We start from the raw sequence: 21,877 nt of genomic DNA on the forward strand, positions 1-21,877 counted from the left end.
GCACAGGCACAGGCGCAGGCGCCGACTCAGTCCGCGAGCCCGACCAGGTTCGGGATCTCCTGCGTCGCGAACCACAGCAGCTCGTGGTCCTCGGCCCCGTCCACCACGAACTGCGCGTCGTCGTCCCCACCGTCCGCCGCACCGACGGCGTCGGCCGCGGCGGCCAAGTCCGTCTCCGCGTCGTCCGCGTCCACGTGCACGGCGGCCGCCTTCGCCAGCGCCACGGTCCCGGCGACCCGCACCTCACCCAGCGCCGCCGGGTCGAGCCCCCGGTCGGGGTCGGCGACCGCGGCACCGTCCGCCACGTCGACGGCGACGACGACCCGGCGCCGTACCGCCGCCGCGTCCGCGGCCAGCTGCCGCAGGGAGGCCAGCGCGGCCCGGTTCAGCGCCGCGTACTCCAGTTCCTCGATGTCGTCCGAGAGGTACCACTCGCGCAAGGCGGGGGTGACGGCGTAGGCGAGGAACGGCCCGGTCGCCAACTCGCCCGTCTTGTACGCCTCGGCGAGACCGGAGAGGGTCAGGGGGACGTAGACGCGCATGGCTGGCCGCTTTCGGTCGATGGGTTCCGCAGGGGTCCCGGGGAGGGCTGAGCCGCGCCTCCCGAAGGGTCTTCAGGATACGTGCGGGACTCGTACGGGACTCGGTTGGAGTCCCCTTTCGAGTCCCCGTCCGCACCTCGAAGGGCGTCCACCTCAGTCCTCGGAACTAACCCGGTGCACCCCGGAGATCTCGGGGTTTCACGCCCCCTCGATCACTCGGATAAGTGAACATTCCGGCCACCCCGACCCGGGCCACCGCTTCCTTGCCCCGGCCGCCTCCGCCGCCGTACAAGATCCCCAACGCAAAAGTTACTGCCCGGTATGAATCGGGCCGAGCGAACGGGGACACCCATGCACAAGGTCATGACCAGGGCACAGCACCGCACGGCCACCCGCCCACCGGCCCGCCGCGACACGAGCCGCCCCGGCGGCACCCCGCCCCGCACGCCGGGCGGTACCGCGCCCCTCACTGCTCCGGACGGCGACCGCCCGCCGGGCTCCCGCGGGGGCACCCTCACCCCGCGCACAAGGCCCACGGACGGCCGCCCACCGACGGGGCCGGGCAGGAGCACCACGACCGCCCCGGGGACCGTCACGCGGCCACGTGGCACGCCTGCTCCGGGCGCTGTCACGCCGACCCGGGACACCACGGCTCCGGTCCCGGCAACGCCGTCGCGGGACATCACGAGGGTGCCTGCCGCGCGTACCGCCACCGCCGCCGCTGGGCTCACCGCGCATACCGCCCCCGGCGCCGCGCCCTCCTCGCGCACCCCCGCCCACGCCCCACCCGGCACCGCCCTCGCCCCGGTCACCGCAAGCGGCGGCATGATGAGTCCCCCGAGCCGTACGACCGTCCCCGCCCAGGCCCGCCGCAGGCCGCCCGCTCCGCAGCCCCGCCCCACCGACCTCTTCGCCGACCGGCTCCTGGCGGTGCTGAGCGGTCAGCGCCCGGTGCACTGGATGCTCCGGCACACCGCGGGCCGCGCCTACGACGAACTGGCGCTGCTCGCCGACCGCACGCCCCTACGCACGCGTGGCGCCCGACCCGTCGTACGCGACATCGGCTACTTCGTCCCGCGCGCCGGTGCCATCGAGGCCTTCGCCCGGATCGGCGCCGGCGACCAGGTGCGGGCCATGGCCTTCCGCCTGGAACAGGGCGCGGACCTGCGCTGGCGCTGCACGGCGGTGGAGATGGGCGGCCCGCGTCCGGCCCACCCCGCAGACGACGACTAGGCCCCGCCCCAGAGGCCCGTTGCCCGGCGCCCCGTCCCCGGCCCCGACGCCGTGCACGCCCCACCGCACGCCGAAGGGCCGGGCACCCTGGGGTGGCCCGGCCCTTCCTGCGCTACGGCGCTCCAGGCGCCGTCACATGCTTCTCGTGGCTACTTCTTGCGGCGGCTGCGGCCTCGCGACTGCTTGCGTCGCTCCGCGCGCGTGAGGCCGTCGGCCTCGGAGCGCACCGGCTCGTCGTCGCCGGCGAAGTCGCCCTCGATGGTGCCGCCTTCGCCGTCCACGGTCGGGGCGGAGAAGTGCAGGTTCCGGCGCTGCGGGGCGTCCAGGCCCTTGGCGCGGATCTCCGGACGGCCGTTCGCCTGCGCCGGCACCGCGTCCTGCTTGGACATGTCGACCGGCTCGGCGTCCTCGACCGGAACCTCCTCGACCTGCTGCTCGACCTGGACCTCCAGGTTGAACAGGTAGCCGACGGACTCCTCCTTGATGCCCTCCATCATGGCGGTGAACATGTCGAAGCCCTCGCGCTGGTACTCGACCAGCGGGTCCTTCTGGGCCATCGCGCGCAGGCCGATGCCCTCCTGGAGGTAGTCCATCTCGTAGAGGTGCTCGCGCCACTTGCGGTCCAGGACCGACAGCACGACCCGGCGCTCCAGCTCACGCATGATCTCGGAGCCGAGCTGCGTCTCGCGCCCCTCGTACTGCTCGTGGATGTCGTCCTTGATGGACTCGGAGATGAACTCGGCGGTCAGCCCGGCGCGGTCGCCGGCCGCCTCCTCCAGCTCCTCGACGGTGATCTTCACCGGGTAGAGCTGCTTGAAGGCGCCCCACAGGCGGTCGAGGTCCCAGTCCTCAGGGAAGCCCTCGGCGGTCTCCGCGCCGATGTACGCGTCGATCGTGTCGTCCATGAAGTGCACGACCTGCTCCTGCAGGTCCTCGCCCTCCAGGACGCGGCGGCGCTCGCCGTAGATGACCTCGCGCTGCCGGTTGAGGACCTCGTCGTACTTGAGGACGTTCTTGCGGGTCTCGAAGTTCTGCTGCTCGACCTGCGACTGGGCGGACGCGATCGCGCGCGTGACCATCTTGTTCTCGATCGGCACGTCGTCGGGGACGTTCGCCATCGACATCACGCGCTCGACCATCTGCGCCTTGAACAGCCGCATCAGGTCGTCGCCGAGGGAGAGGTAGAAGCGGGACTCGCCCGGGTCGCCCTGACGGCCGGAGCGGCCGCGCAGCTGGTTGTCGATACGCCGCGACTCGTGCCGCTCGGTACCGAGGACGTAGAGCCCGCCGAGGTCCTTGACCTCCTCGAACTCGGCCTTGACCGCCTGCTCCGCGTTCTTCAGAGCGGCGGGCAGGGCCTGGGCCCACTCCTCGATGTGCTCCTCGGGGTCGAGACCGCGCTGGCGCAGCGCCGCCTCGGCGAGGTCGTCGGGGTTGCCGCCGAGCTTGATGTCCGTACCACGGCCGGCCATGTTGGTGGCGACCGTCACGGCGCCCTTGCGGCCGGCCTGGGCGATGATCGGCGCCTCACGGTCGTGCTGCTTGGCGTTCAGCACCTCGTGCTGGATGCCGCGCTTGGAGAGCTGCTGCGAGAGGTACTCGGACTTCTCGACCGACGTCGTACCGACGAGGATCGGCTGGCCCTTCTCGTGCTTCTCCGCGATGTCGTCGACGACCGCCTCGAACTTGGCGACCTCGGTGCGGTAGATCAGGTCGGACATGTCCTTGCGGACCATCGGCCTGTTCGTCGGGATCGGGACCACGCCGAGCTTGTAGATCTGGTGGAACTCGGCGGCCTCGGTCATCGCCGTACCGGTCATGCCGGACAGGCCGGACTGCTCCTTGCCCGCCTGGTCGTGGCGCTTGTAGAGGCGGAAGAAGTTCTGGAGGGTGATCGTGGCGAGGGTCTGGTTCTCGTCCTTGATGTCCACCCCTTCCTTCGCCTCGATCGCCTGGTGCATGCCCTCGTTGTAGCGGCGGCCGGCGAGGATACGACCGGTGTGCTCGTCGACGATCATGACTTCGCCGTCGATGACGACGTAGTCCTTGTCCTTCTTGAAGAGTTCCTTGGCCTTGATGGCGTTGTTCAGGTAGCCCACCAGCGGGGTGTTCACCGACTCGTAGAGGTTGTCGATGCCCAGCCAGTCCTCGACCTTGGCGACGCCGGTCTCGTGGATCGCGCAGGTGCGCTTCTTCTCGTCGACGTCGTAGTCGCCGCTCTCCTCCTCGCCCTTGAGGGGGTTGCCCGCCTCACCGCGCTTGAGGCGCGTGACCAGCTTGGCGAAGTCGCCGTACCACTTGGTGGCCTGGTCGGCCGGGCCGGAGATGATCAGCGGCGTACGGGCCTCGTCGACCAGGATGGAGTCGACCTCGTCGACGATGGCGAAGTTGTGGCCGCGCTGGACGAGCTCGTCCTGGGCCCACGCCATGTTGTCGCGCAGGTAGTCGAAGCCGAACTCGTTGTTCGTGCCGTAGGTGATGTCGCACGCGTACTGCTCGCGGCGCTGGGCCGGCGTCATGTTGGCGAGGATGCAACCGACTTCCAGGCCCAGGAGCTTGTGGACGCGGCCCATCATCTCGGAGTCGCGCTCGGCCAGGTAGTCGTTGACCGTGATCAGGTGAACGCCCTTGCCGGACAACGCGTTCAGATATGCGGGCAAGGTGCCGACCAGGGTCTTGCCCTCACCGGTCTTCATCTCGGCCACGTAGCCGAGGTGGAGGGCGGCGCCGCCCATCATCTGCACGTCGTAGTGCCGCTGGCCGAGGACGCGCTTGGCGGCCTCGCGCACGGTGGCGAACGCTTCGGGAAGCAGGTCGTCCAGACTCTCACCATCGGCGTACCGCTGCTTGTACTCATCGGTGAGGGCCCGCAGCTCGGCGTCGGAGAGGTCGATGAAGTCCTCTTCGATGGAGTTGACCTGGTCCGCGATGCGGTGCAGCTTGCGCAGGATCTTGCCTTCGCCTGCACGCATGATCTTCGAGAGGACGGACACGGGGGTTGGTCTCCTTGCCGGTCGGGCCTGGCAGAGTCGGTTTCCTTGGACTTACTGAGCAACGGCCATCGTATGCGAGGACACCACCAAGCCGGGAGGCCTGTCGCGACGACGACCTCTCACTGCTTCGCGCGCTGCTTCAAATCTTCTTCAAAGGGAACAACGGCCGGGCCCTGCCGATGGTGCCGCGCCCCGCCGACGAATTGCGCGAATTGTGATCACCCGCTCACGGAGCGCTAAAAGATGGCGCTCTCGCGGGCGTTCCGAGCAGAATCGGCCGATGGAACCCGTGACGCTCACGACGGCCCGCCTGCTCCTGCGCACGGTCGGTCCGCAGGACACCGACGCCGTGTACGCGGCCGCCCAGGACCCCGATATCCAGCGCTGGACCACGATTCCGTCTCCCTATCTGCCCGAGCACGCGCAGAGTTTCACGGAACAACTGGTCCCCGACGGCTGGGCGAACGCCTCCATGTTCACGTTCGGCGCCTTCCTTCCCGAAGGCGACCTGGTGGGCATGCTCAGTCTCTCGATGCGCTCCCTGGGGGTGGCCGAGGTCGGTTTCTGGGGCGCCAAGGAGCACCGCGGTCACGGCTACACCACCGAGGCCGCCCTCGCCGCCTCCCACTGGGCCTTCACCAAGATGTCGATCGACCGCGTCGAATGGCGCGCGGAGGTGGGCAACACGGGCTCCCGCGCGGTGGCGGAACGGGCGGGCTTCGTCGTCGAGGGCACCCTGCGCTCCTCGATCAACAACAAAGGCGTACGACGGGACTGCTGGGTGGGTTCCCTGCTGCCGTCGGACCTGGGACTGCCGTCGACGGCGCCGTATCTGCCGGCGCCCGCGTAGGGCAGGTGCCCGCGCAGGGCAGGTGCCCGCGCAGGGCAGGTGCCTTCGCAGGGCAGGTGCCTTCGCCTGGGACCGGTGCTTTCGTCGGGGCCGGCACAGCGGCAAACCCGCAGCTCACGCCGCATTGTCAGTGCCGCCCTCTATCGTGCGGACCATGACGACCCCGCGTCCTTTCACCGACCTCTCGGCAGACGAGGCCCGCCGTATCGCACTGCGCGCCCAGGGTTTCCTGGGCACCCCCGATCGCAGGGCGGGCGTCCGGGGCGTCCTCCGCCATCTCGGCGCGGTCCAGTTGGACACGATCTCGGTCCTGGCCCGCTCCCACGAGCTCATCCCGTACGCCCGCCTCGGCGCGGTGGGCCGCAGGACGGTCGAGGACGCCTACTGGAAGACCGCCCCCGGCACGGCTCCGGCCCGGCCGCACGCCTTCGAGTACTGGTCGCACGCCGCGTGCATCCTCCCCGTCGAGGAGTGGCCGCACTTCGCCTTCCGCCGCCGCGCCTACCGCGCCCGCCCGCACTGGAACCACGACCTCCCGGACGGCACCTACGACCAGGTCGTCAAGCAACTCCGCGCCGAAGGCCCCCTCACGGCCACGGAGTTGGGCGGCGCCAAGCGCACCAGCGAGTGGTGGGACTGGTCGGGTTCGAAGGTCGCCGTGGAGCGCGCGCTGATGTACGGCGAGGTGGTGTGCGTGGAGCGCCGCGGCTGGAAGCGGGTCTACGACCTCGCCGAGCGCGCGATCCCGGACGAGTTGCTGCACGACGACCTGGACGACGCCGAGTGCGTGCGCCGCCTGGTCGCCCTCGCGGGCCAGTCCCTGGGCGTCGGCACGCGCGCGGACATCGCCGACTACCACCGCCTCAAGGGCGAGCAGGTCGACGCGGTGATCGCCGAATCGGGCCTGGTGCCGGTCACGGTCGAGGGCTGGTCCAAGCCCGCCTGGGCCGACCCCACGGCCCTGGAGACACCCCCGCGCGGCCGCCACCGCACCACGCTGCTGTCGCCCTTCGACTCCCTGATCTGGGAACGGGCGCGCACGGAGCGGATCTTCGGCTTCACCCACCGCCTGGAGGCCTACGTCCCCAAGCCGAAGCGCGTCCACGGCTACTTCGCGATGCCGGTCCTCGCCGGCGGCCGCCTCGTCGGCCGGGTGGACCCGGCCCGCGAAGGCCGGACCCTGGTCGCCAGGCAGGTCACCCTGGACGGCGCGAAGGCGGTCCCGAAGGTGGCGGAGGCGCTCGTCGAGGCGGCGAGCTGGGTGGACTGCACGAACGTACGCGTGGAGCGGGTGGACGCCCCTGAGCTGCGCGACACCCTCGTCAAGGAGGTGTCTCGCGCGCTGACCACCGCGATGCGCTGACCGGGATCACGCGATGCGCCGAGCGGGGTCAGCGGATCTCGAGGATCTTCTCCCGCATCGCGTAGACCACGGCCTCCATCCTGGAGTGCAGCTGCAGCTTCTCCAGGATGTTGCGCACGTGGTTCTTCACGGTGTTCTCGGAGATGAACAACTCCTTGGCGATATCGCGGTTGTTCATCCCCGTGGCGACGAGTTTCAGCACTTCGAGTTCGCGGTCGGTCAACCGCGGTGCCGGCACCAGCCGGCGCTCGTCGGTGCGCTGGATCATCGACTTGAACTCGGTGAGCAGTTTCGACGCCATGGACGGACTGATCTGCGACTGTCCGTCGGCCACCGCGCGAATGGCGGTGGCCACCTCGTCGGTGGAGATCTCCTTGAGGAGATATCCGGTCGCGCCCGCCTTGATCGCGTCGTAGAGGTCGGCTTCCTCGTCACTGATCGTCAGCATGATGATCTTCGCGCTGGGGGCCACCTCCTTGATGGAGGTGCAGGCCTCGATACCGCCGCGCTTGGGCATCCGCACGTCCATCAGAATGATGTCCGGCAGCAGGTCGGCGGCCTTGTCGACGGCTTCCGCGCCGTCCCCGGCCTCGCCCACGACCTGGATGTCCTCCTCGGCCGCGAGCACGATCTCCAGGCCACGACGGAAGAGGGCGTGGTCGTCCACGACCAGGACCCTGATCGGCTCCTTGCGTGGTGTGCCCACGTCCGGGCCCATGGCGACGGTGCCGCCGTCGGCATCCCCGTCATGCATCGGTCCGAAGCTGTCCGCCATCGTTCCTCCCCCTGAAGGCTGTGGCCTGTGGTGCTGTGCCATCGCCAACCCAAGGCAACGGCCCACCGGTTGGGCCGCTGTGGCCATGATTCCATGCCTGGATGACAACGCGGTGACCGCGCGAGGCGCGAAATGGTCGCACACCGGTGCCCCTGGGGGCGCACACGCGCTCCAGGGGCACAGGCTCAGCGGTCCGCGGGGCCGGTCAGCCGCCCAGCGTGCCCCCCGGCGCGGGAGATTGCGCCTGCGCCACCATCGGGTCCGTGCTGAGGTGGATGACGCCGTAGTCGTAGGCGTGCCGTCGGTAGACGACACTCGGTTCCTTGGTCTCGGAGTCGACGAACAGATAGAAGTCGTGGCCGACCAGTTCCATCTCGTAGAGGGCCTGGTCGAGAGTCATCGGGGAGGCTACGTGGGTCTTCTCGCGGACGATGAGGGGGCCGTCACCCTTCACTTCCAGCGAGCCGATCTTCTTCGTGGGAACGCCGTCCGACTCGTCCTCGTGGACGGGGTGGCCGTTCCCGTTCAGCGTCGCCGCGCCCGGGACGTGGTCGGCGACCTCGGCCGCCGGGATCCTGCGGGCACCGCGGCGCGAGAACCGCTTGTCGTGCTGCTTGCGCAGCCGGGCATCCAGCTTCTCCGCCGCGAGGTCGAGTGCCGCGTACGGGTCGTTGGCCGATGCTTCCGCCCTGATCACCGGACCGCGGGAGCGGAGCGTGATCTCCACTCGGTCACAACGGTCGGCCTGTCGGGGGTTCGGCTCCTTGGACACCTCCACGTCGAGGCTGATCACCTTGCCGTCGAGCTTCTGGATCTTCTCCAGCTTCAGCTTCTCGGCCACGTGCTTGCGGAACCGCTCGGGCACCTCGGTCTTGCGGCCCTTGACGACGATGTCCACGCAGAACTCCGTTCCCGGATAGCCCCGCTTCGCCTGCGGAGCATCTCCCTTTGCACCCGGTCCCGGTGAACCACCGGAACCTCGGACTCGGTGACTTCCACCTCCTCCTCCCCCACGGGCAAGATCTCCACCCCACCGGTGCGGGTGATTCTGCAAAACCCGCAGCACGGCATTCCGGTACGCGAGGTATGGCCTGCGCCTTTTCCTCACAACCGAACATATCTCGCCCGGACGGATGTCGTCACCCTCTACCGCCGCGTACCTCCGTTCCGGTGAATTGACCCTCTCATTACCTGCAACGATGCAAGTTTCCAGTCAGTTCCGGTTTATTTCGAAAGAATCAGGCGACGCCGCGACCACAGCTGCGCAGATCACGTCAACGGCATCGCTTGATCCAGTCGTACGTTCCCCACCGTCTTCCCGACTCAGCGCCGCGTACACGGGCGTCCGCGGATCGTCGTGGGCGTGGCCGTGGGAGTCGTACGAGCAGCGGCCGTGGGAGTCGTGGGAGCGGCCGTACGGCTCGCCGCGCCGGTCCGTCCCAGGCTCCGTCCCGCGCCCCGGAACACGCCCCTGCGAGACCAGCCCCTCCGCCTCCGCCCTCACCCCTGTGGCCGCCCCCGCGGCTCGCGCGGCCCACACCGCCCGCGCCGCCTCCGTCAGCGAGGCGCCCGTAGTCATGAGGTCGTCGACGAGCACGACCCGCCCGCCGCGCAGCAGCCCCGCGCCGCCGGAAGCCACCGCCAGCGCGCCCGCGAGATTGTCCAGCCGCTGCCGGGAGTTCAGCCCGGACTGGTCGGCCACGGCGCGCTTCTGCCGCAGCACCGCCAGCACCCGGGCCCGGGTCCCGGTCCGCCGCAGCTCACCGGCCGCCGCGAGCGCGATCCGCCGCGCCGGGTCATGCCCGCGCGCCCGCACCGCCCCACCGGCGGACGGAACGGGGACGAGCAGCACGGGAGCGCCACCGCTCAGGTCGCCCTGAGCCTGCACCCCGGCGCCCGCTCGCCGCTCCGGTACGGCCCCGCCGAATCGCGCCCCACCCCGTGACATCTCGGCCCCTGACGTCTCGGCCTCCCCCAGCCCCGCCCGCACAGCCCCCGCCAGAGCCGCGCCCAGCGGTGCCGTGAGAGCCAGTGCGCCGCGCTCCTTGTGGGCCAGCAGCATGGCCCGCACCTCGTCGGAGTACCGGGCGGCCGCGTGCACCACGGGCAGCCCGGGCGGCTCCGGCACCGGTCGCACCCGGCACGGCGCGGCCCCGCTCAGGACGGCACGGCACTCCGGGCAGAGCACCGTGCGAGGCCTCCCGCAGCCTCCGCACTCGGCCGGCAGCACCAGATCGGTGAGATCCTGCCACCACCCCCGCATGCCCACCACTGTGCCAAGGCCCGAGCCGCCCGACCACCCCTGTGGACAACTCCCTGTGGACAACTCCGCCCGACACGCAGCCGCTGCCGTGACCGAGGCAGAACCCTCTAGCGGCGCCTCACCCAGGACGGACCGGTCACCCCGGATAGACCGGCGCCATCCCGTCCGTGACCACCTTCTGCCACTGCCCCCCGGACTGGAGCCGTACGATCCCGTCCTCCGAGTACGCCACCAGCGGAAGCCCGTCGTCCTCGGCCGCCGTGAGCTCCTTGACCCCGGTCAGAGCCGCGGGTGCGGGTCCCTCCGGCGTGGAGCCGTCGACCTGGACGTACCGCATGGTCTGCACGCCGCCCTGCTCACGCCCGACCACCACGAGCCGGCTGTCCCCGGCCCACGACATGGCGGTGACGTCCTCCAACTCCGGTGTCGCGGAGCGCAGTTCCTGCACCCAGACCGTCGGCCGCTCGTCCTTGCCGCCCGTCTCGCCGGTCCGCTCGATCCGCCCGATGAGCAGGGAGGTCTGATCGCCCTTGGTCACCACGAGCGCGATCCGCACTCCGTCGGCGGCCACCCGGACGTCCTGGATACGCCCGTCAAGGCCGGGGGCCTTCACCACGATCGGCTCGCCCCTGCCCTGCTCCAGCATCAGCAGCCGGGGGTCGTCGGGGTCGCGGTCGGCCACCCACAGATCGCCGTGCGCGTCCCAGCTGGGCGCCGTCAGCCGGTCCGTCGCCGTCGGGCCGTGGCTGGTCAGCACGGCGTCCCCGAGCGATCCGCCCGACACCAGCGAGGCGGCGTACAGGTCCTTGCCGTCGTCGGCGACCCCGGCCGCGGACTGCTCGTCGCGCGACACGGCCACCGAGAGCAGCTCCTTGCCAGTCTCTCCCAGCGCGCCCGGCACCGGGTCGGGCTTGGCGGTGGGAGTCGCGACCGACAGCCGTGCCAGCCGCTTCTTGCTGTCGATGAAGTACAGGTAGGAGGGATGCTGCGACGACGCGCGCGTGGCGACGGCGTCGGCGCCGGCGCCCTCCCGGTCGTCGCCGAGCGAGCACAGCCGCTTGCTGCCGGAGCGGAGTTCGACCTTGTCCACGATCGGGGTGAGGTTCTGCAGGGTGAACAGCAGCTGGGCCGCCATCTCGTTGCACTTCGTCTCGCCGACCCGGGCGGCGTTCTCGTTCAGCGGCACGGTCAGCATGTTCTGGTCGTCCGGCGTGAGCGAGGTGACACCCTTCTCCAGCCCCGCGCCCGTCGGGAAGCTCGTGCGGACCACCGGGTTGAGCCAGCGCGAGGGCCCGTTGAGCAGGGACCGCACCATCTCCGTCGTGGGGTCCACGTATCGGCGCACGTACACGGGGTCGGCGACCGCCGCCGTGTGCGCCTGCGCGTTCGAGGCGGTGTTCGACGCGAGGTAGTACTTGTTGACGGACATGTAGTTGCGCTGGAAGTCCGACTTCCCCATGACGACGCCCTGCGGCAGCCTGTCGATGCGCCACTGCTTGGTCTTCTTGTCCCGCGTCAGATGCACCGGTACGCCATAGGTCCCCTTGGCGGCCGCGTACGCCTGCTGCTCGTCCACCGTGGCGACCTTGGTGCCCGTCAGCGTGAACGTCAGGTCGTTGACGTCGTCCGAGCGGCTCGGCTCGGTGCCCGGCCCGTCCTGCAGGACCGTCGTGGACAGCCCCGGCTGCCACGTCTGCGACGCCGTGCGGGTCAGATACTGGCGTGCCGTCGAATACGCCGGGTCGTCGCTGGTCAGCGCCTCCAGAAAGCCCGACACGATGTCCGAGGGCTGAGCGTCGTCCTGGGGCGGCATCGCGAAGACCCGCACCTGTGTGTCCTGCCGGGGTGTGGACTCGACCCCGCGTAGATCGCCGCTGTCGGGCATCGAGGCACAACCCGCCAGCAGTACGACGCCACAGGCGGCGTACGCCATCCCGCGCGCAGCCCCCCGCCGAACGCCCCCCTCGCGGTCAGCGCCCACGAAATGCCTCCCCTTGCTTGTTCGCGTCCCCCGCTTGTCTGCTCGCGTCCCCCGGCCCGGCGTCCTGGCGGCCGGCGGTCTCGCTCCGCGCGCCGTCGGCGGCGGACGTCCCGTCCGGTCGTCGTGCGCCCGAGACGGGCCGGGGCACCACGCGCGCGCCGTTGCCGGGCAGCGCCGTCGGGTCGGCCGTGGGGGCCACGCCGGCCAGCCGCGGCGTCATCGGTATCTGGTCCCCGGTCGGCTGCGCGGGCACGGTGGCGACCTTGTCCCCGCCTCCGCGCGGCAGCCCTGCTTCGTCGAGTCCGCGGTTGCGCCGCGAGTCCTTGGGCTCCAGCGGTATCGGCGAGCCCCGCAGCGGCTCGTCCGCGGTCCGCGGCAGCGTCAGCCGGAACTGCGAGCCACCGCCCGGCTCGCCCCACGCCTGCAGCCAGCCGCCGTGCAGCCGTGCGTCCTCCAGGGCGATCGACAGCCCCAGACCCGTACCGCCGGTGGTACGCGCGCGTGCCGGGTCGGCCCGCCAGAAGCGGCTGAACACGCGCGTGGCCTCGCCGGGCTTGAGCCCGACCCCGTAGTCGCGCACCGCGACCGCGACCGCCCCGCCCGCAGAAGCCAGCTTGACGACGACGTCCTTGCCCTCACCGTGCTCCACGGCGTTGACGACGAGATTGCGCAGCACCCGCTCCACGCGCCGGGCGTCCGCCTCGGCCACGACGGGCTGCTGATCGCCGACCACGCGTAGGTGCGTCCCCTTGCGCTCGGCGAGCGGCGCGGCCCCGCTGAGGACCCGCCGGACGACCTCCCTGAGGTCTATCGGCTCGGCCTCCAGCGCCGCCGCGCCCGCGTCGAAGCGGCTGATCTCCAGCAGATCCGCGAGCAGCGTCTCGAACCGGTCCAACTGGTCGGCGAGCAGCTCGGCCGACCGCGCGGTCATCGGATCGAAGTCCACGCGCGCGTCATGGATGACATCGGCCGCCATCCGTACGGTCGTCAGCGGCGTCCGCAGCTCGTGCGACACGTCCGACACGAACCGCCGCTGCATCCGCGACAGGTCCTCCAGCTGCTGGATCTTCAACTGCAGGTTCTGCGCCATCTTGTTGAAGGCCTCACCGAGCCGCGCGATGTCGTCCTCGCCGGTGACCTTCATCCGCTCCTGCAGCCGCCCCGCCGACAGCCGCTCGGCGATCCCGGCCGCCATCCGCACCGGCGTGACGACCTGCCGCACCACCAGCCAGGCGATGGCCCCGAGGAGTACGACGACGAAGAGCCCGGCGGTCGCCAACGTGCCCGTGACCAGGCTCAGCGACTTCTCCTCCTGGGTGAGCGGGAAGAGGTAGTAGAGCTGGTACGGGTCACCGTTCGGGTCGTTGACCTGCTTGCCGATGACCAGGGCCGACTGGGACTCCTTGCCGCCGTCCTTGTAGACGATGCGGGTGTAGCTCTGGGCGGCCGTGGAGCCGTCGTTGATCTTCGCGCGCAGGTCCTCGGGCACGCTCACCGTCGGGTCGACGCCACCGGAGGCACGCGGCCCGCGCCCGCCGCCGCTGTCGTCGCCGGCGGGGAGCGTGACCACGTCGAAGGCGCCCTGGCCGCCGCTGGACAGCGACGACACGAGGTCGCTCATCCAGGCGATGACGTTCTGCGAGGAACGGTCGTCCGCGGTCGCCGCGGCACCGTCGTCCCCGGTCCCGGCCGCAGCCTCGTCGGAGCGCTGCTTGGCCACCGCGAAGCCGCCGGTGGCCTGGCTCTGCGAGGCCTTGACCTTGGCGTCCAGCAGGCCGTTGCGCACCTGTCCGATGACGACGAAGCCCAGCAGCAGGACCACGCCCAGCGACATCAGCAGCGTGGTGACGACGACCTTGAGCTGGATGTTGCGCCGCCACAGCCGCATGACGGGCAGCAGCGGCCGGCGCAGCCAGCGCATGAACAGGCGGAGCACAGGGCTGCCCTGAACGCCGCCCTGCAGCAACCCGCCCTCCAGCAGGCTCCCCCAGCGGGAGCCCGCCGGCTCCGGGCCGACAGGCCGCCCCGCGCGGGCCCCGTTGCGCCCGGACGCCGAAGCGGCACTGTCACCGGACATGTCAGCTCGGCCCTGCCTTGTAACCGACGCCTCGGACGGTCACCACGATCTCCGGCCGCTCGGGGTCCTTCTCGACCTTGGAGCGCAGCCGCTGGACGTGCACGTTCACCAGACGGGTGTCGGCGGCGTGCCGGTAGCCCCAGACCTGCTCCAGGAGCACCTCACGCGTGAACACCTGCCACGGCTTCCGCGCCAGCGCGACCAGCAGGTCGAACTCCAACGGCGTCAGCGCGATCGACTGCCCCTCCCGCTTCACAGAGTGACCGGCCACATCGATGACCAGATCTCCTATGGCCAACTGCTCGGGCGCCGGCTCCTCCGACCTCCGCAACCGCGCCCGGATCCGGGCGACCAGCTCCTTCGGCTTGAACGGCTTCACGATGTAGTCGTCCGCGCCCGACTCCAGGCCCACGACGACGTCCACCGTGTCGCTCTTCGCCGTGAGCATCACGATCGGCACCCCGGACTCCGCCCTGATCAGGCGGCACACCTCGATACCGTCCCGGCCCGGCAGCATCAGATCGAGCAGCACCAGATCGGGCTTGCTCTCCCGGAAAGCGGCCAGCGCCTTGTCGCCGTCGGCTACGAAAGACGGCTCAAAACCTTCACCACGCAACACAATGCCGAGCATCTCGGCCAGTGCGGTGTCGTCGTCGACGACAAGGACTCGTCCCTTCATAAACGACATCATCCCATTAGCTAATCGTTACCTGGCGTGACCTGGCACACAGCTCTGCAAGAGCCTCGGCCGTCACGGGCGAAACGGCGCCCTCTTCCGTGACGATCGCGGTCACCAGCTCGGGTGGCGTCACATCGAACGCCGGGTTGTACGCCTGGGTCCCCAGGGGTGCCACCGGAATCCCGCCTCCCGCTCCCGTCACCGGCGCCTGGGGCGCGGTGACCTCGGTCACCTCGTACCCCGGGCGCTGTTCCACCTCGATGGACGCCCCGTCCGGCGTGTCCGGATCCACCGTGGTGATCGGTGCCACCACGATGAACGGCACGTGGTGGTAGCGCGCGAGCACGGCGAGCGGATAGCTCCCCACCTTGTTCGCCACCGAACCGTCGGCCGCAATACGGTCCGCCCCGATCAGCACGGCGTCCACCTCACCGGCCGCGAACAGCGAACCCGCCGCATTGTCCGTGAGCAAGGTGTACGCCATCCCGTTGCGAGCCGCCTCATATGCCGTCAGGCGAGCACCTTGCAGCAACGGACGCGTTTCGTCCACCCAGAGCCGTCGCAGCTGCCCCACCCGATGCGCCGCGAGGGCCACCGCGAACGCCGTCCCCTCGCCGCCCGACACCAGCGCGCCGGTGTTGCAGTGCGTGAGGATCCGGTGCCCGCCCCCGGGCAGCAGCTCGTCCAGCAGCGCCAGCCCGCACTCGGCCATCCGGGCACTTGCCTCGGCGTCCTCCTGGTGCAGCCGCCGGGCCGCATCCAGCGCCGCCCGGGCGGCAAGCTCGCCGTCACCGCTCTTGGCGAACTCGGCCCGGTGCGCGGACCGGGCCCTGCGCACACCGAGGGCGAGGTTCACCGCGGTCGGCCGGGCACCCGCGAGCACGTTCGCGGCCTCGTCCACGTCGAAGCCGCGCGCGGCGGCGAGCGCGACGCCGTACGCTCCCGCGATGCCGAGCAGTGGCGCCCCGCGCACGGCGAGCGAACGGATGGCCTCCACCAGCGCGGACGCGTCCGTACAGACCAGTTCGACCTCCTCGGCCGGCAGCCTCGTCTGGTCGAGAAGGACCAGTACGGGGCCTTCGGGTGGCTCCTCCCATCGGATCGCCGGTATCTCGGTGGGCCTGTGGTCCTCGCCGCTTTGCGCGTGCTGATCAGCCATGCGGTCAGTCTGCCCCTTACCGGGCCGACAATTGAAGGTGCGCAGCCCATACCGCGGCCGATACCCCGGTGACCACCCCATGGCACGATGGCTGCCAACCTGCCACCGCGACCGCGGACGGGCACCGTGAAGGAGCGACGATGAACGACACTCCGGGCTGGGCCTCGCCCGGATCTGCCCCGTCCGACGGGCAGGAGCCCGGCGCGTCCGACCCGGCCGCACCCAACGACCGTCCAGGCCCCGCGGAGCCCTCCGGCCAGCCCGGCACGGACCCGCAGAACCCAGGCATGAAGTGGTCCAAGGAACAGCCTCCGGCCGGCCAGTGGTCCGCGCCCACCGGCGCCCCGAACCCCGGCCAGGCCCCGCCGCCCCCACCACCCGGCCCCGGCTGGGGCGGACAGCCCCCCGGCGGCGGCTACGGAGGCCCGGGCGCTCCCGGCGGCTACGGCGGCCAGGGCCCCTACGGAGGCAGTCCCTACGGCGGTTGGGGAGGCGGCGTCTGGGGAGGCCCGCCACCCGCGGCCAAGCCCGGCGTGATCCCGCTCCGCCCACTCGGCGTGGGCGAGATCCTCGACGGCGCGGTCTCCACCATGCGCACCTACTGGCGCACGGTCCTCGGCATCTCGCTGACCGTCGCGGTCTTCACGGAGATCATCGTCATCCTCGTCCAGGGCCTGATCCTGAACGACACCGTCAGCACAGAGGCCCTCAACGACCCCAGCGCCAGCTTCGACGAGCTGTCCCGCGCCCTGGGCGACACCATGATCAGCAGCGGCGTCGTCTTCCTGGTCTCCCTGATCGGCACGATCACCGCCACCGCTCTCCTCACGACCGTCACCAGCCGCGCCGTACTCGGCAAGTCCGTCACCATCGGCGAGGCCTGGCGCGACGCGCGCCCGCAGGTGCTCAGGCTGTTCGGCCTGATCTTCCTGCTCCTGCTCATCGCGTTCGGCATCGTCATCGTGGGCGTCCTGCCCGGCCTCCTCGTGGCCGTCGCCGGAGCGAGCGGCCCGGGCGCCGCCCTCGGCATCCTGGGCGGCCTCGGAGCCGGAGTCGTCGCCGTGTGGCTGATGGTCCGCTTCTCGCTGTCCTCGCCCGCGCTGATGCTGGAGAAGCAGAGCATCACGAAGTCGATGAGCCGCTCCGTGAAGCTGGTCCGCGGCTCCTGGTGGCGGGTCTTCGGCATCCAGCTCCTCGCCACCGTCATCGCCAACATCGTCGCCTCGATCGTCGTCATCCCCTTCACGCTGGTGGCCTCGGCCTTCAGCGGCGACGGCGTCAGCGGATTCCTCAACAGCGGGGCCGGCGACGTCGGCTGGACGTACCTCATCATCAGCGGCGTCGGCGCCGTGATCGGCTCGATGATCACCTTCCCGATCACGGCCGGCGTCACCGTGCTGCTCTACATCGACCAGCGCATCCGTCGCGAGGCCCTCGACCTCGAGTTGGCCCGCGCCGCCGGCGTCCAGGACTACGGCACCGCAGCCGGCTCGGGGAGCTGATGCGGTGAGCCTGGCGGGGGGAGTTCTCACAGCGGTGCCGGCACTGCCGCGGGCCGCCGAATCGACCGTACGGGCCCTGCTGCGGGTCGGCGACACATCCCTACTGTCGCTGCGCTCCGGCGACGAACCGCCGGTGACGATCCCGCGTGATCCCGCGCGGGAGGCGGCCCGGCGCGAACTGTCCAAGCGCATGTACCACGAGAACGACCCCGGCCTCTTCGAGCGCGCCCTGAACGCCTTCTGGAAATGGGTCGACAAGCTGTTCGGCGCGGCCTCGACCGCGACGCCGGGCGGGGCGCTCGGCCTCGCCGTCGTCATCGTGGCCGTCCTCGCCGTACTGGGCGTGCTGTGGTGGCGCCTGGGCACACCGCGCCGCCAACCCGTCTCCGCGGCCGCCCTGTTCGACGACCGCCCCCGCAGCGCCGCCGAACACCGCGCGGCCGCCGAGGCACACGCCGCCCAGGGCCACTGGAACCAGGCCGTCCAGGAACGCATGCGCGCCATCGTCCGCTCGCTGGAGGAACGGGCGCTCCTCGACATCCGCCCCGGGCGCACCGCCGACGAGGCAGCAGCGGAGGCCGGCCGCACGCTGCCCTCCCAGACAGACCGGCTGCGCGCCGCCGCCCGGGACTTCGACGACGTGACATACGGCGGACGCAGGGCGAGCGAGCAGTCGTACCACCGCATCGCCGAACTCGACCGCGACCTCGAGCGCACCAGGCCCCAGCTCACGAGCAGCAGCCCCAGCACGGCCCCCAACGCCCGCCAGGGAGCCGCCGAATGACCGCCGAGGCCACGCTCCCCGCCACCTCGGCCTCGCCCACCGCACGCCAGGTATGGACTCGCGCGCGAGGCATCGCCCTCGCCGTCGTACTCCTCCTGGTGACGGCCGTCGTGATCGCCGTGATCCGCTCCGACGCCCGGCACGGCACACTCGACCCGCGCTCCGTCGACCCCTACGGCAGCCGCGCCGTCGCCGAACTCCTCGCCGACCGCGGCGTCTCCACGCGCGTGGTCACCACCCTGGGCGAGGCACGCGCCGCAGCCGCTCCGGACACCACGCTCCTGATCGCCGCCCCCGACCTGCTGACCGACCGTCAACAGGCCCGGCTGCACGCGGCGACCGCCGGCTCCGGCGGACGCACCGTCCTTGTCGCCTCCGGCAGCGCCTCCGTAGAGAGGCTCGCCCCCGGCGTCACCGCCGACCCCGCCACCAGCCTCGACTCGACGCTCTCCCCCCACTGCGCACTGCCCGCCGCACGCACCGCGGGCTCCGCCGACACGGGCGGCATCCGCTACACCACCACGCACCTCGACGCCGACGAGTGCTACCCCAGCGAGCGCCTGGCCACCCTGCTGCGCATCCCGGACACCTCCGGGGACGGCGACACCGTGGTCCTCGGAGCGCCCGACGTCCTCTTCAACAACCGTCTCGACGACCAGGGCAACGCCTCGCTCGCCCTCCAACTCCTCGGCTCCCGACCCCATCTGGTCTGGTACCTCCCCTCGCTCTCCGACACCTCGGCCACCGACGGCGGCGAGGAGAGCTTCCTCGACCTGCTCCCCTCCGGCTGGCTCTGGGGCACACTTCAGCTCTTCGTCGCGGCACTCCTCGCCGCCCTGTGGCGGGCACGCCGACTCGGCCCCCTCGTGCCCGAAAGACTCCCCGTGGCGATACGCGCCTCCGAAACCGTCGAAGGCCGCGCGCGCCTCTACCGCAAGGCCAACGCCCGCGACCGCGCGTCCGCCGCTCTGCGCTCCACCACCCGCACCCGCCTCGCCCCCCTCGTAGGCGTCCCCGTCACCCAGGCGCACTCGCCCGAGACCCTGCTCCCCGCTCTGTCCGCCCACCTCCGCGGCGACGGCCAGACCCTGCACTCGCTCCTCTTCGGGCCGCCGCCCAGCGACGACACGGCCCTCATCGCACTCGCCGATCAACTCGACGCCCTCGAAAGAGAGGTACGCCGTCCATGATGGACCCGACCACTGACAACGCCGGGAACACCGGGGATCCGGGCACCGCCCGAGCCTCCCTGGAAGCCCTGCGCGCCGAGATCGCCAAAGCCGTGGTCGGCCAGGACCCCGCCGTGACCGGCCTCGTCGTCGCCCTCCTCTGCCGCGGACACGTTCTACTAGAAGGAGTCCCCGGGGTCGCCAAAACGTTGCTCGTCCGCGCCCTCGCATCCGCACTCGAACTCGACACCAAGCGCGTCCAGTTCACCCCGGACCTCATGCCGAGCGACATCACGGGCTCCCTCGTCTATGACGCCCGCAGCTCGGAGTTCTCCTTCCAGCCCGGCCCCGTCTTCACCAACCTCCTCCTCGCGGACGAGATCAACCGCACCCCGCCGAAGACCCAGTCGTCCCTCCTCGAAGCCATGGAGGAGCGCCAGGTCACCGTCGACGGCACCCCGCGCCTCCTCCCCGACCCCTTCCTGGTCGCCGCGACCCAGAACCCGGTCGAGTACGAGGGCACGTACCCCCTCCCCGAAGCCCAACTCGACCGCTTCCTCCTCAAACTGACGATCCCTCTCCCCTCCCGCCAGGACGAGATCGACGTCCTCACCCGTCACGCCGAGGGCTTCAACCCGCGCGACCTGCGCGCCGCCGGCATACGCCCCGTAGCGGGCCCCGCCGACCTCGAAGCCGCCCGCGCCGCCGTCGCGAAGACGACGGTCTCCCCGGAGATCACCGCCTACGTGGTGGACATCTGCCGCGCCACCCGCGAGTCCCCGTCCCTCACCCTGGGCGTCTCCCCGCGCGGTGCCACGGCCCTCCTGGCCACCTCACGCGCGTGGGCATGGCTCACGGGCCGCGACTACGTCATCCCCGACGACGTCAAGGCCCTCGCCCTGCCCACCCTCCGCCACCGCGTACAACTCCGACCGGAAGCCGAGATGGAGGGCGTGACGGCCGACTCGGTCATCAACGCGATCCTCGCCCACGTCCCCGTCCCCCGCTGATGGCACTCACCGGACGCGCCGCCTTCCTCGCGGCCCTTGGCTCCCTCCCCATCGGCATCCTGGACCCGAGCTGGGCAGGCATCCTCGCGGTCAACGGCCCCCTGGCCCTCGCCTGCGCCTGCGACTACGCCCTTGCCACCCCTGTACGCCGCCTGGGCCTCACCCGCTCCGGCGACGCCTCGGCCCGCCTGGGCGAACCCGCCGACGTGACCCTCACGATCACCAACCCCTTAGGCCGCCCGCTACGCGCACGCGTGCGTGACGCCTGGCCCCCCAGCAGCTGGCAGCCCGGCACCGAGGTCGAGGCCTCCCGCCACCGTCTGACGGTCCCCGCCGGCGAACGCCGACGCATCACCACACGGCTACGTCCCACCCGCCGCGGCGACCGCCAGGCAGACCGCGTGACCATCCGCTCCGACGGCCCCCTCGGCCTCTTCTCCCGCCAGGGCACCCACAAAGTCCCCTGGACGGTCCGCGTCCTGCCCCCGTTCACCAGCCGCAAGCACCTGCCCTCGAAACTCGCCCGCCTACGCGAACTCGACGGCCGCACCAGCCTGCTGACCCGCGGCGAGGGCACAGAGTTCGACAGCCTGCGCGAGTACGTCCCCGGTGACGACACCCGCTCCATCGACTGGCGCGCCACCGCCCGCCAGTCCACGGTCGCCGTGCGCACCTGGCGCCCCGAACGCGACCGCCACATCCTCCTGGTCCTCGACACCGGCCGCACCTCCGCCGGCCGCGTCGGCGACGCCCCACGCCTCGACGCCTCCATGGACGCGGCCCTGCTCCTGGCAGCCCTCGCCTCCCGCGCCGGCGACCGAGTGGACCTCCTCGCGTACGACCGCCGGGTACGCGCCCTCGTCCAGGGCCGCACGGCCCGAGACGTCCTCCCGTCCTTGGTCAACGCGATGGCGACGATCGAACCCGAACTGGTCGAACTGGATGCGAGGGGCCTGACCGCCACGGCGCTCCGTACGGCCCCCCGCCGCTCCCTGATCGTGCTGCTCACAAGCCTCGACACGGCCCCCGTCGAAGAAGGCCTGCTCCCGGTCCTCTCCCAACTCACCCAGCGCCACACGATTCTGGTGGCATCAGTAGCTGACCCGTACATCGCCCGCATGGCAACGGCCCGCGGAAACACCGACGCCGTCTACGAGGCGGCAGCAGCGGCCCAAGCCCAGAGCGAACGCCACCGCACCGCGGAACAACTCCGCAGACACGGCGTTACGGTCGTCGATGAAACGCCGGACGAACTGGCGCCGGCATTGGCGGACGCGTATTTGGCTCTCAAGGCGGCGGGACGTCTGTAGCAACTGCGGGGCTTTTCCCTAAAGCCCCGCCATCCGAATCAAAGAGTCCAGAAATGCAGAAAGCCCCGTACCATCCCGGTACGGGGCTTTCTTAAAGATTGTTCGGCGGTGTCCTACTCTCCCACAGGGTCCCCCCTGCAGTACCATCGGCGCTGTAAGGCTTAGCTTCCGGGTTCGGAATGTAACC

General features: G+C 71.0%; 17 protein-coding genes and 1 rRNA gene. 8 read left to right on the forward strand and 10 right to left on the reverse strand.

Annotation, left to right across the window (positions count from 1 at the left end; all coding sequences use genetic code 11):
• Positions 1-26: 26 nt before the first annotated feature.
• Positions 27-542, reverse strand: coding sequence for a DUF6912 family protein (locus M2283_RS42920; protein WP_280882010.1), 516 nt, complete (start codon positions 540-542; stop codon positions 27-29).
• A 363-nt stretch (positions 543-905) separates the two neighbouring features.
• Here M2283_RS42920 and M2283_RS42925 point away from each other — a divergent pair, with 363 nt between their 5' ends.
• Positions 906-1,775 carry an Rv3235 family protein gene (locus M2283_RS42925; RefSeq protein WP_348538964.1) on the forward strand — a complete coding sequence of 290 codons (870 nt, stop codon included), beginning with the start codon at positions 906-908 and terminating at the stop codon, positions 1,773-1,775.
• Positions 1,776-1,924: 149 nt separating this feature from the next.
• Here the strand turns inward: M2283_RS42925 and secA are convergent, their stop codons facing one another.
• Positions 1,925-4,768: a preprotein translocase subunit SecA gene (gene secA / locus M2283_RS42930; protein WP_280882012.1), complete on the reverse strand. Its 2,844-nt coding sequence runs from the start codon at positions 4,766-4,768 to the stop codon at positions 1,925-1,927.
• Positions 4,769-5,048: 280 nt separating this feature from the next.
• Here secA and M2283_RS42935 point away from each other — a divergent pair, with 280 nt between their 5' ends.
• Both M2283_RS42935 and M2283_RS42940 read left to right on the forward strand, forming a co-directional pair.
• Positions 5,049-5,618 (forward strand): GNAT family N-acetyltransferase, encoded by a 570-nt coding sequence (locus M2283_RS42935; RefSeq protein WP_280882013.1) that lies wholly within the window; start codon positions 5,049-5,051, stop codon positions 5,616-5,618.
• Positions 5,619-5,772: 154 nt separating this feature from the next.
• Positions 5,773-6,981 (forward strand): winged helix-turn-helix domain-containing protein, encoded by a 1,209-nt coding sequence (locus tag M2283_RS42940; RefSeq protein ID WP_280882014.1) that lies wholly within the window; start codon positions 5,773-5,775, stop codon positions 6,979-6,981.
• 28 nt (positions 6,982-7,009) lie between these two features.
• Here the strand turns inward: M2283_RS42940 and M2283_RS42945 are convergent, their stop codons facing one another.
• The 7 genes from M2283_RS42945 to mtnA form a co-directional block, all read right to left on the reverse strand.
• Positions 7,010-7,756, reverse strand: a complete 747-nt coding sequence (locus tag M2283_RS42945) for a response regulator transcription factor (RefSeq protein WP_280882015.1) — start codon at positions 7,754-7,756, stop codon at positions 7,010-7,012.
• A 205-nt stretch (positions 7,757-7,961) separates the two neighbouring features.
• Positions 7,962-8,654, reverse strand: a complete 693-nt coding sequence (gene hpf, locus M2283_RS42950) for a ribosome hibernation-promoting factor, HPF/YfiA family (protein ID WP_280882016.1) — start codon at positions 8,652-8,654, stop codon at positions 7,962-7,964.
• Positions 8,655-8,969: 315 nt separating this feature from the next.
• Positions 8,970-10,019, reverse strand: coding sequence for a ComF family protein (locus M2283_RS42955; protein ID WP_280882017.1), 1,050 nt, complete (start codon positions 10,017-10,019; stop codon positions 8,970-8,972).
• A 136-nt stretch (positions 10,020-10,155) separates the two neighbouring features.
• Positions 10,156-11,952 carry an LpqB family beta-propeller domain-containing protein gene (locus M2283_RS42960; protein WP_280882018.1) on the reverse strand — a complete coding sequence of 599 codons (1,797 nt, stop codon included), beginning with the start codon at positions 11,950-11,952 and terminating at the stop codon, positions 10,156-10,158.
• A 37-nt stretch (positions 11,953-11,989) separates the two neighbouring features.
• Positions 11,990-14,077 carry an MtrAB system histidine kinase MtrB gene (mtrB, locus tag M2283_RS42965; protein ID WP_280882019.1) on the reverse strand — a complete coding sequence of 696 codons (2,088 nt, stop codon included), beginning with the start codon at positions 14,075-14,077 and terminating at the stop codon, positions 11,990-11,992.
• 1 nt (position 14,078) lies between these two features.
• Positions 14,079-14,768 (reverse strand): two-component system response regulator MtrA, encoded by a 690-nt coding sequence (mtrA, locus tag M2283_RS42970; RefSeq protein ID WP_016438163.1) that lies wholly within the window; start codon positions 14,766-14,768, stop codon positions 14,079-14,081.
• A gap of 4 nt (positions 14,769-14,772) precedes the next feature.
• Positions 14,773-15,915 carry an S-methyl-5-thioribose-1-phosphate isomerase gene (gene mtnA, locus M2283_RS42975; protein WP_280882020.1) on the reverse strand — a complete coding sequence of 381 codons (1,143 nt, stop codon included), beginning with the start codon at positions 15,913-15,915 and terminating at the stop codon, positions 14,773-14,775.
• Positions 15,916-16,055: 140 nt separating this feature from the next.
• Here mtnA and M2283_RS42980 point away from each other — a divergent pair, with 140 nt between their 5' ends.
• From M2283_RS42980 to M2283_RS43000, 5 genes are read left to right on the forward strand one after another with little or no spacing between them, the layout of a single operon-like run.
• The gene (locus M2283_RS42980; protein WP_280882021.1) at positions 16,056-17,417 is read left to right on the forward strand and encodes a DUF7544 domain-containing protein; all 1,362 of its coding nucleotides are present in this window, start codon (positions 16,056-16,058) and stop codon (positions 17,415-17,417) included.
• A gap of 4 nt (positions 17,418-17,421) precedes the next feature.
• Entirely contained in the window at positions 17,422-18,201 is a 780-nt protein-coding gene (locus tag M2283_RS42985) for a DUF4129 domain-containing protein (protein WP_280882022.1), read from the forward strand.
• Positions 18,198-19,391: a DUF4350 domain-containing protein gene (locus M2283_RS42990; RefSeq protein ID WP_280882023.1), complete on the forward strand. Its 1,194-nt coding sequence runs from the start codon at positions 18,198-18,200 to the stop codon at positions 19,389-19,391. Before M2283_RS42985 ends, M2283_RS42990 begins: the two co-directional genes overlap by 4 nt.
• Positions 19,391-20,380, forward strand: coding sequence for an AAA family ATPase (locus M2283_RS42995; protein WP_280882024.1), 990 nt, complete (start codon positions 19,391-19,393; stop codon positions 20,378-20,380). The genes M2283_RS42990 and M2283_RS42995 overlap by 1 nt, the downstream gene beginning before the upstream one ends.
• Positions 20,380-21,690, forward strand: coding sequence for a DUF58 domain-containing protein (locus M2283_RS43000; protein ID WP_280882025.1), 1,311 nt, complete (start codon positions 20,380-20,382; stop codon positions 21,688-21,690). The genes M2283_RS42995 and M2283_RS43000 overlap by 1 nt, the downstream gene beginning before the upstream one ends.
• A gap of 100 nt (positions 21,691-21,790) precedes the next feature.
• On the opposite strand, the gene rrf is transcribed toward M2283_RS43000, so the two are convergent.
• Positions 21,791-21,877: ribosomal RNA gene (rrf, locus tag M2283_RS43005) — 5S ribosomal RNA — on the reverse strand; the annotation flags it as partial.

Origin of the sequence: Streptomyces pseudovenezuelae (assembly GCF_029892565.1) — a bacterium.
GTDB lineage: Bacteria > Actinomycetota > Actinomycetes > Streptomycetales > Streptomycetaceae > Streptomyces > Streptomyces pseudovenezuelae_A.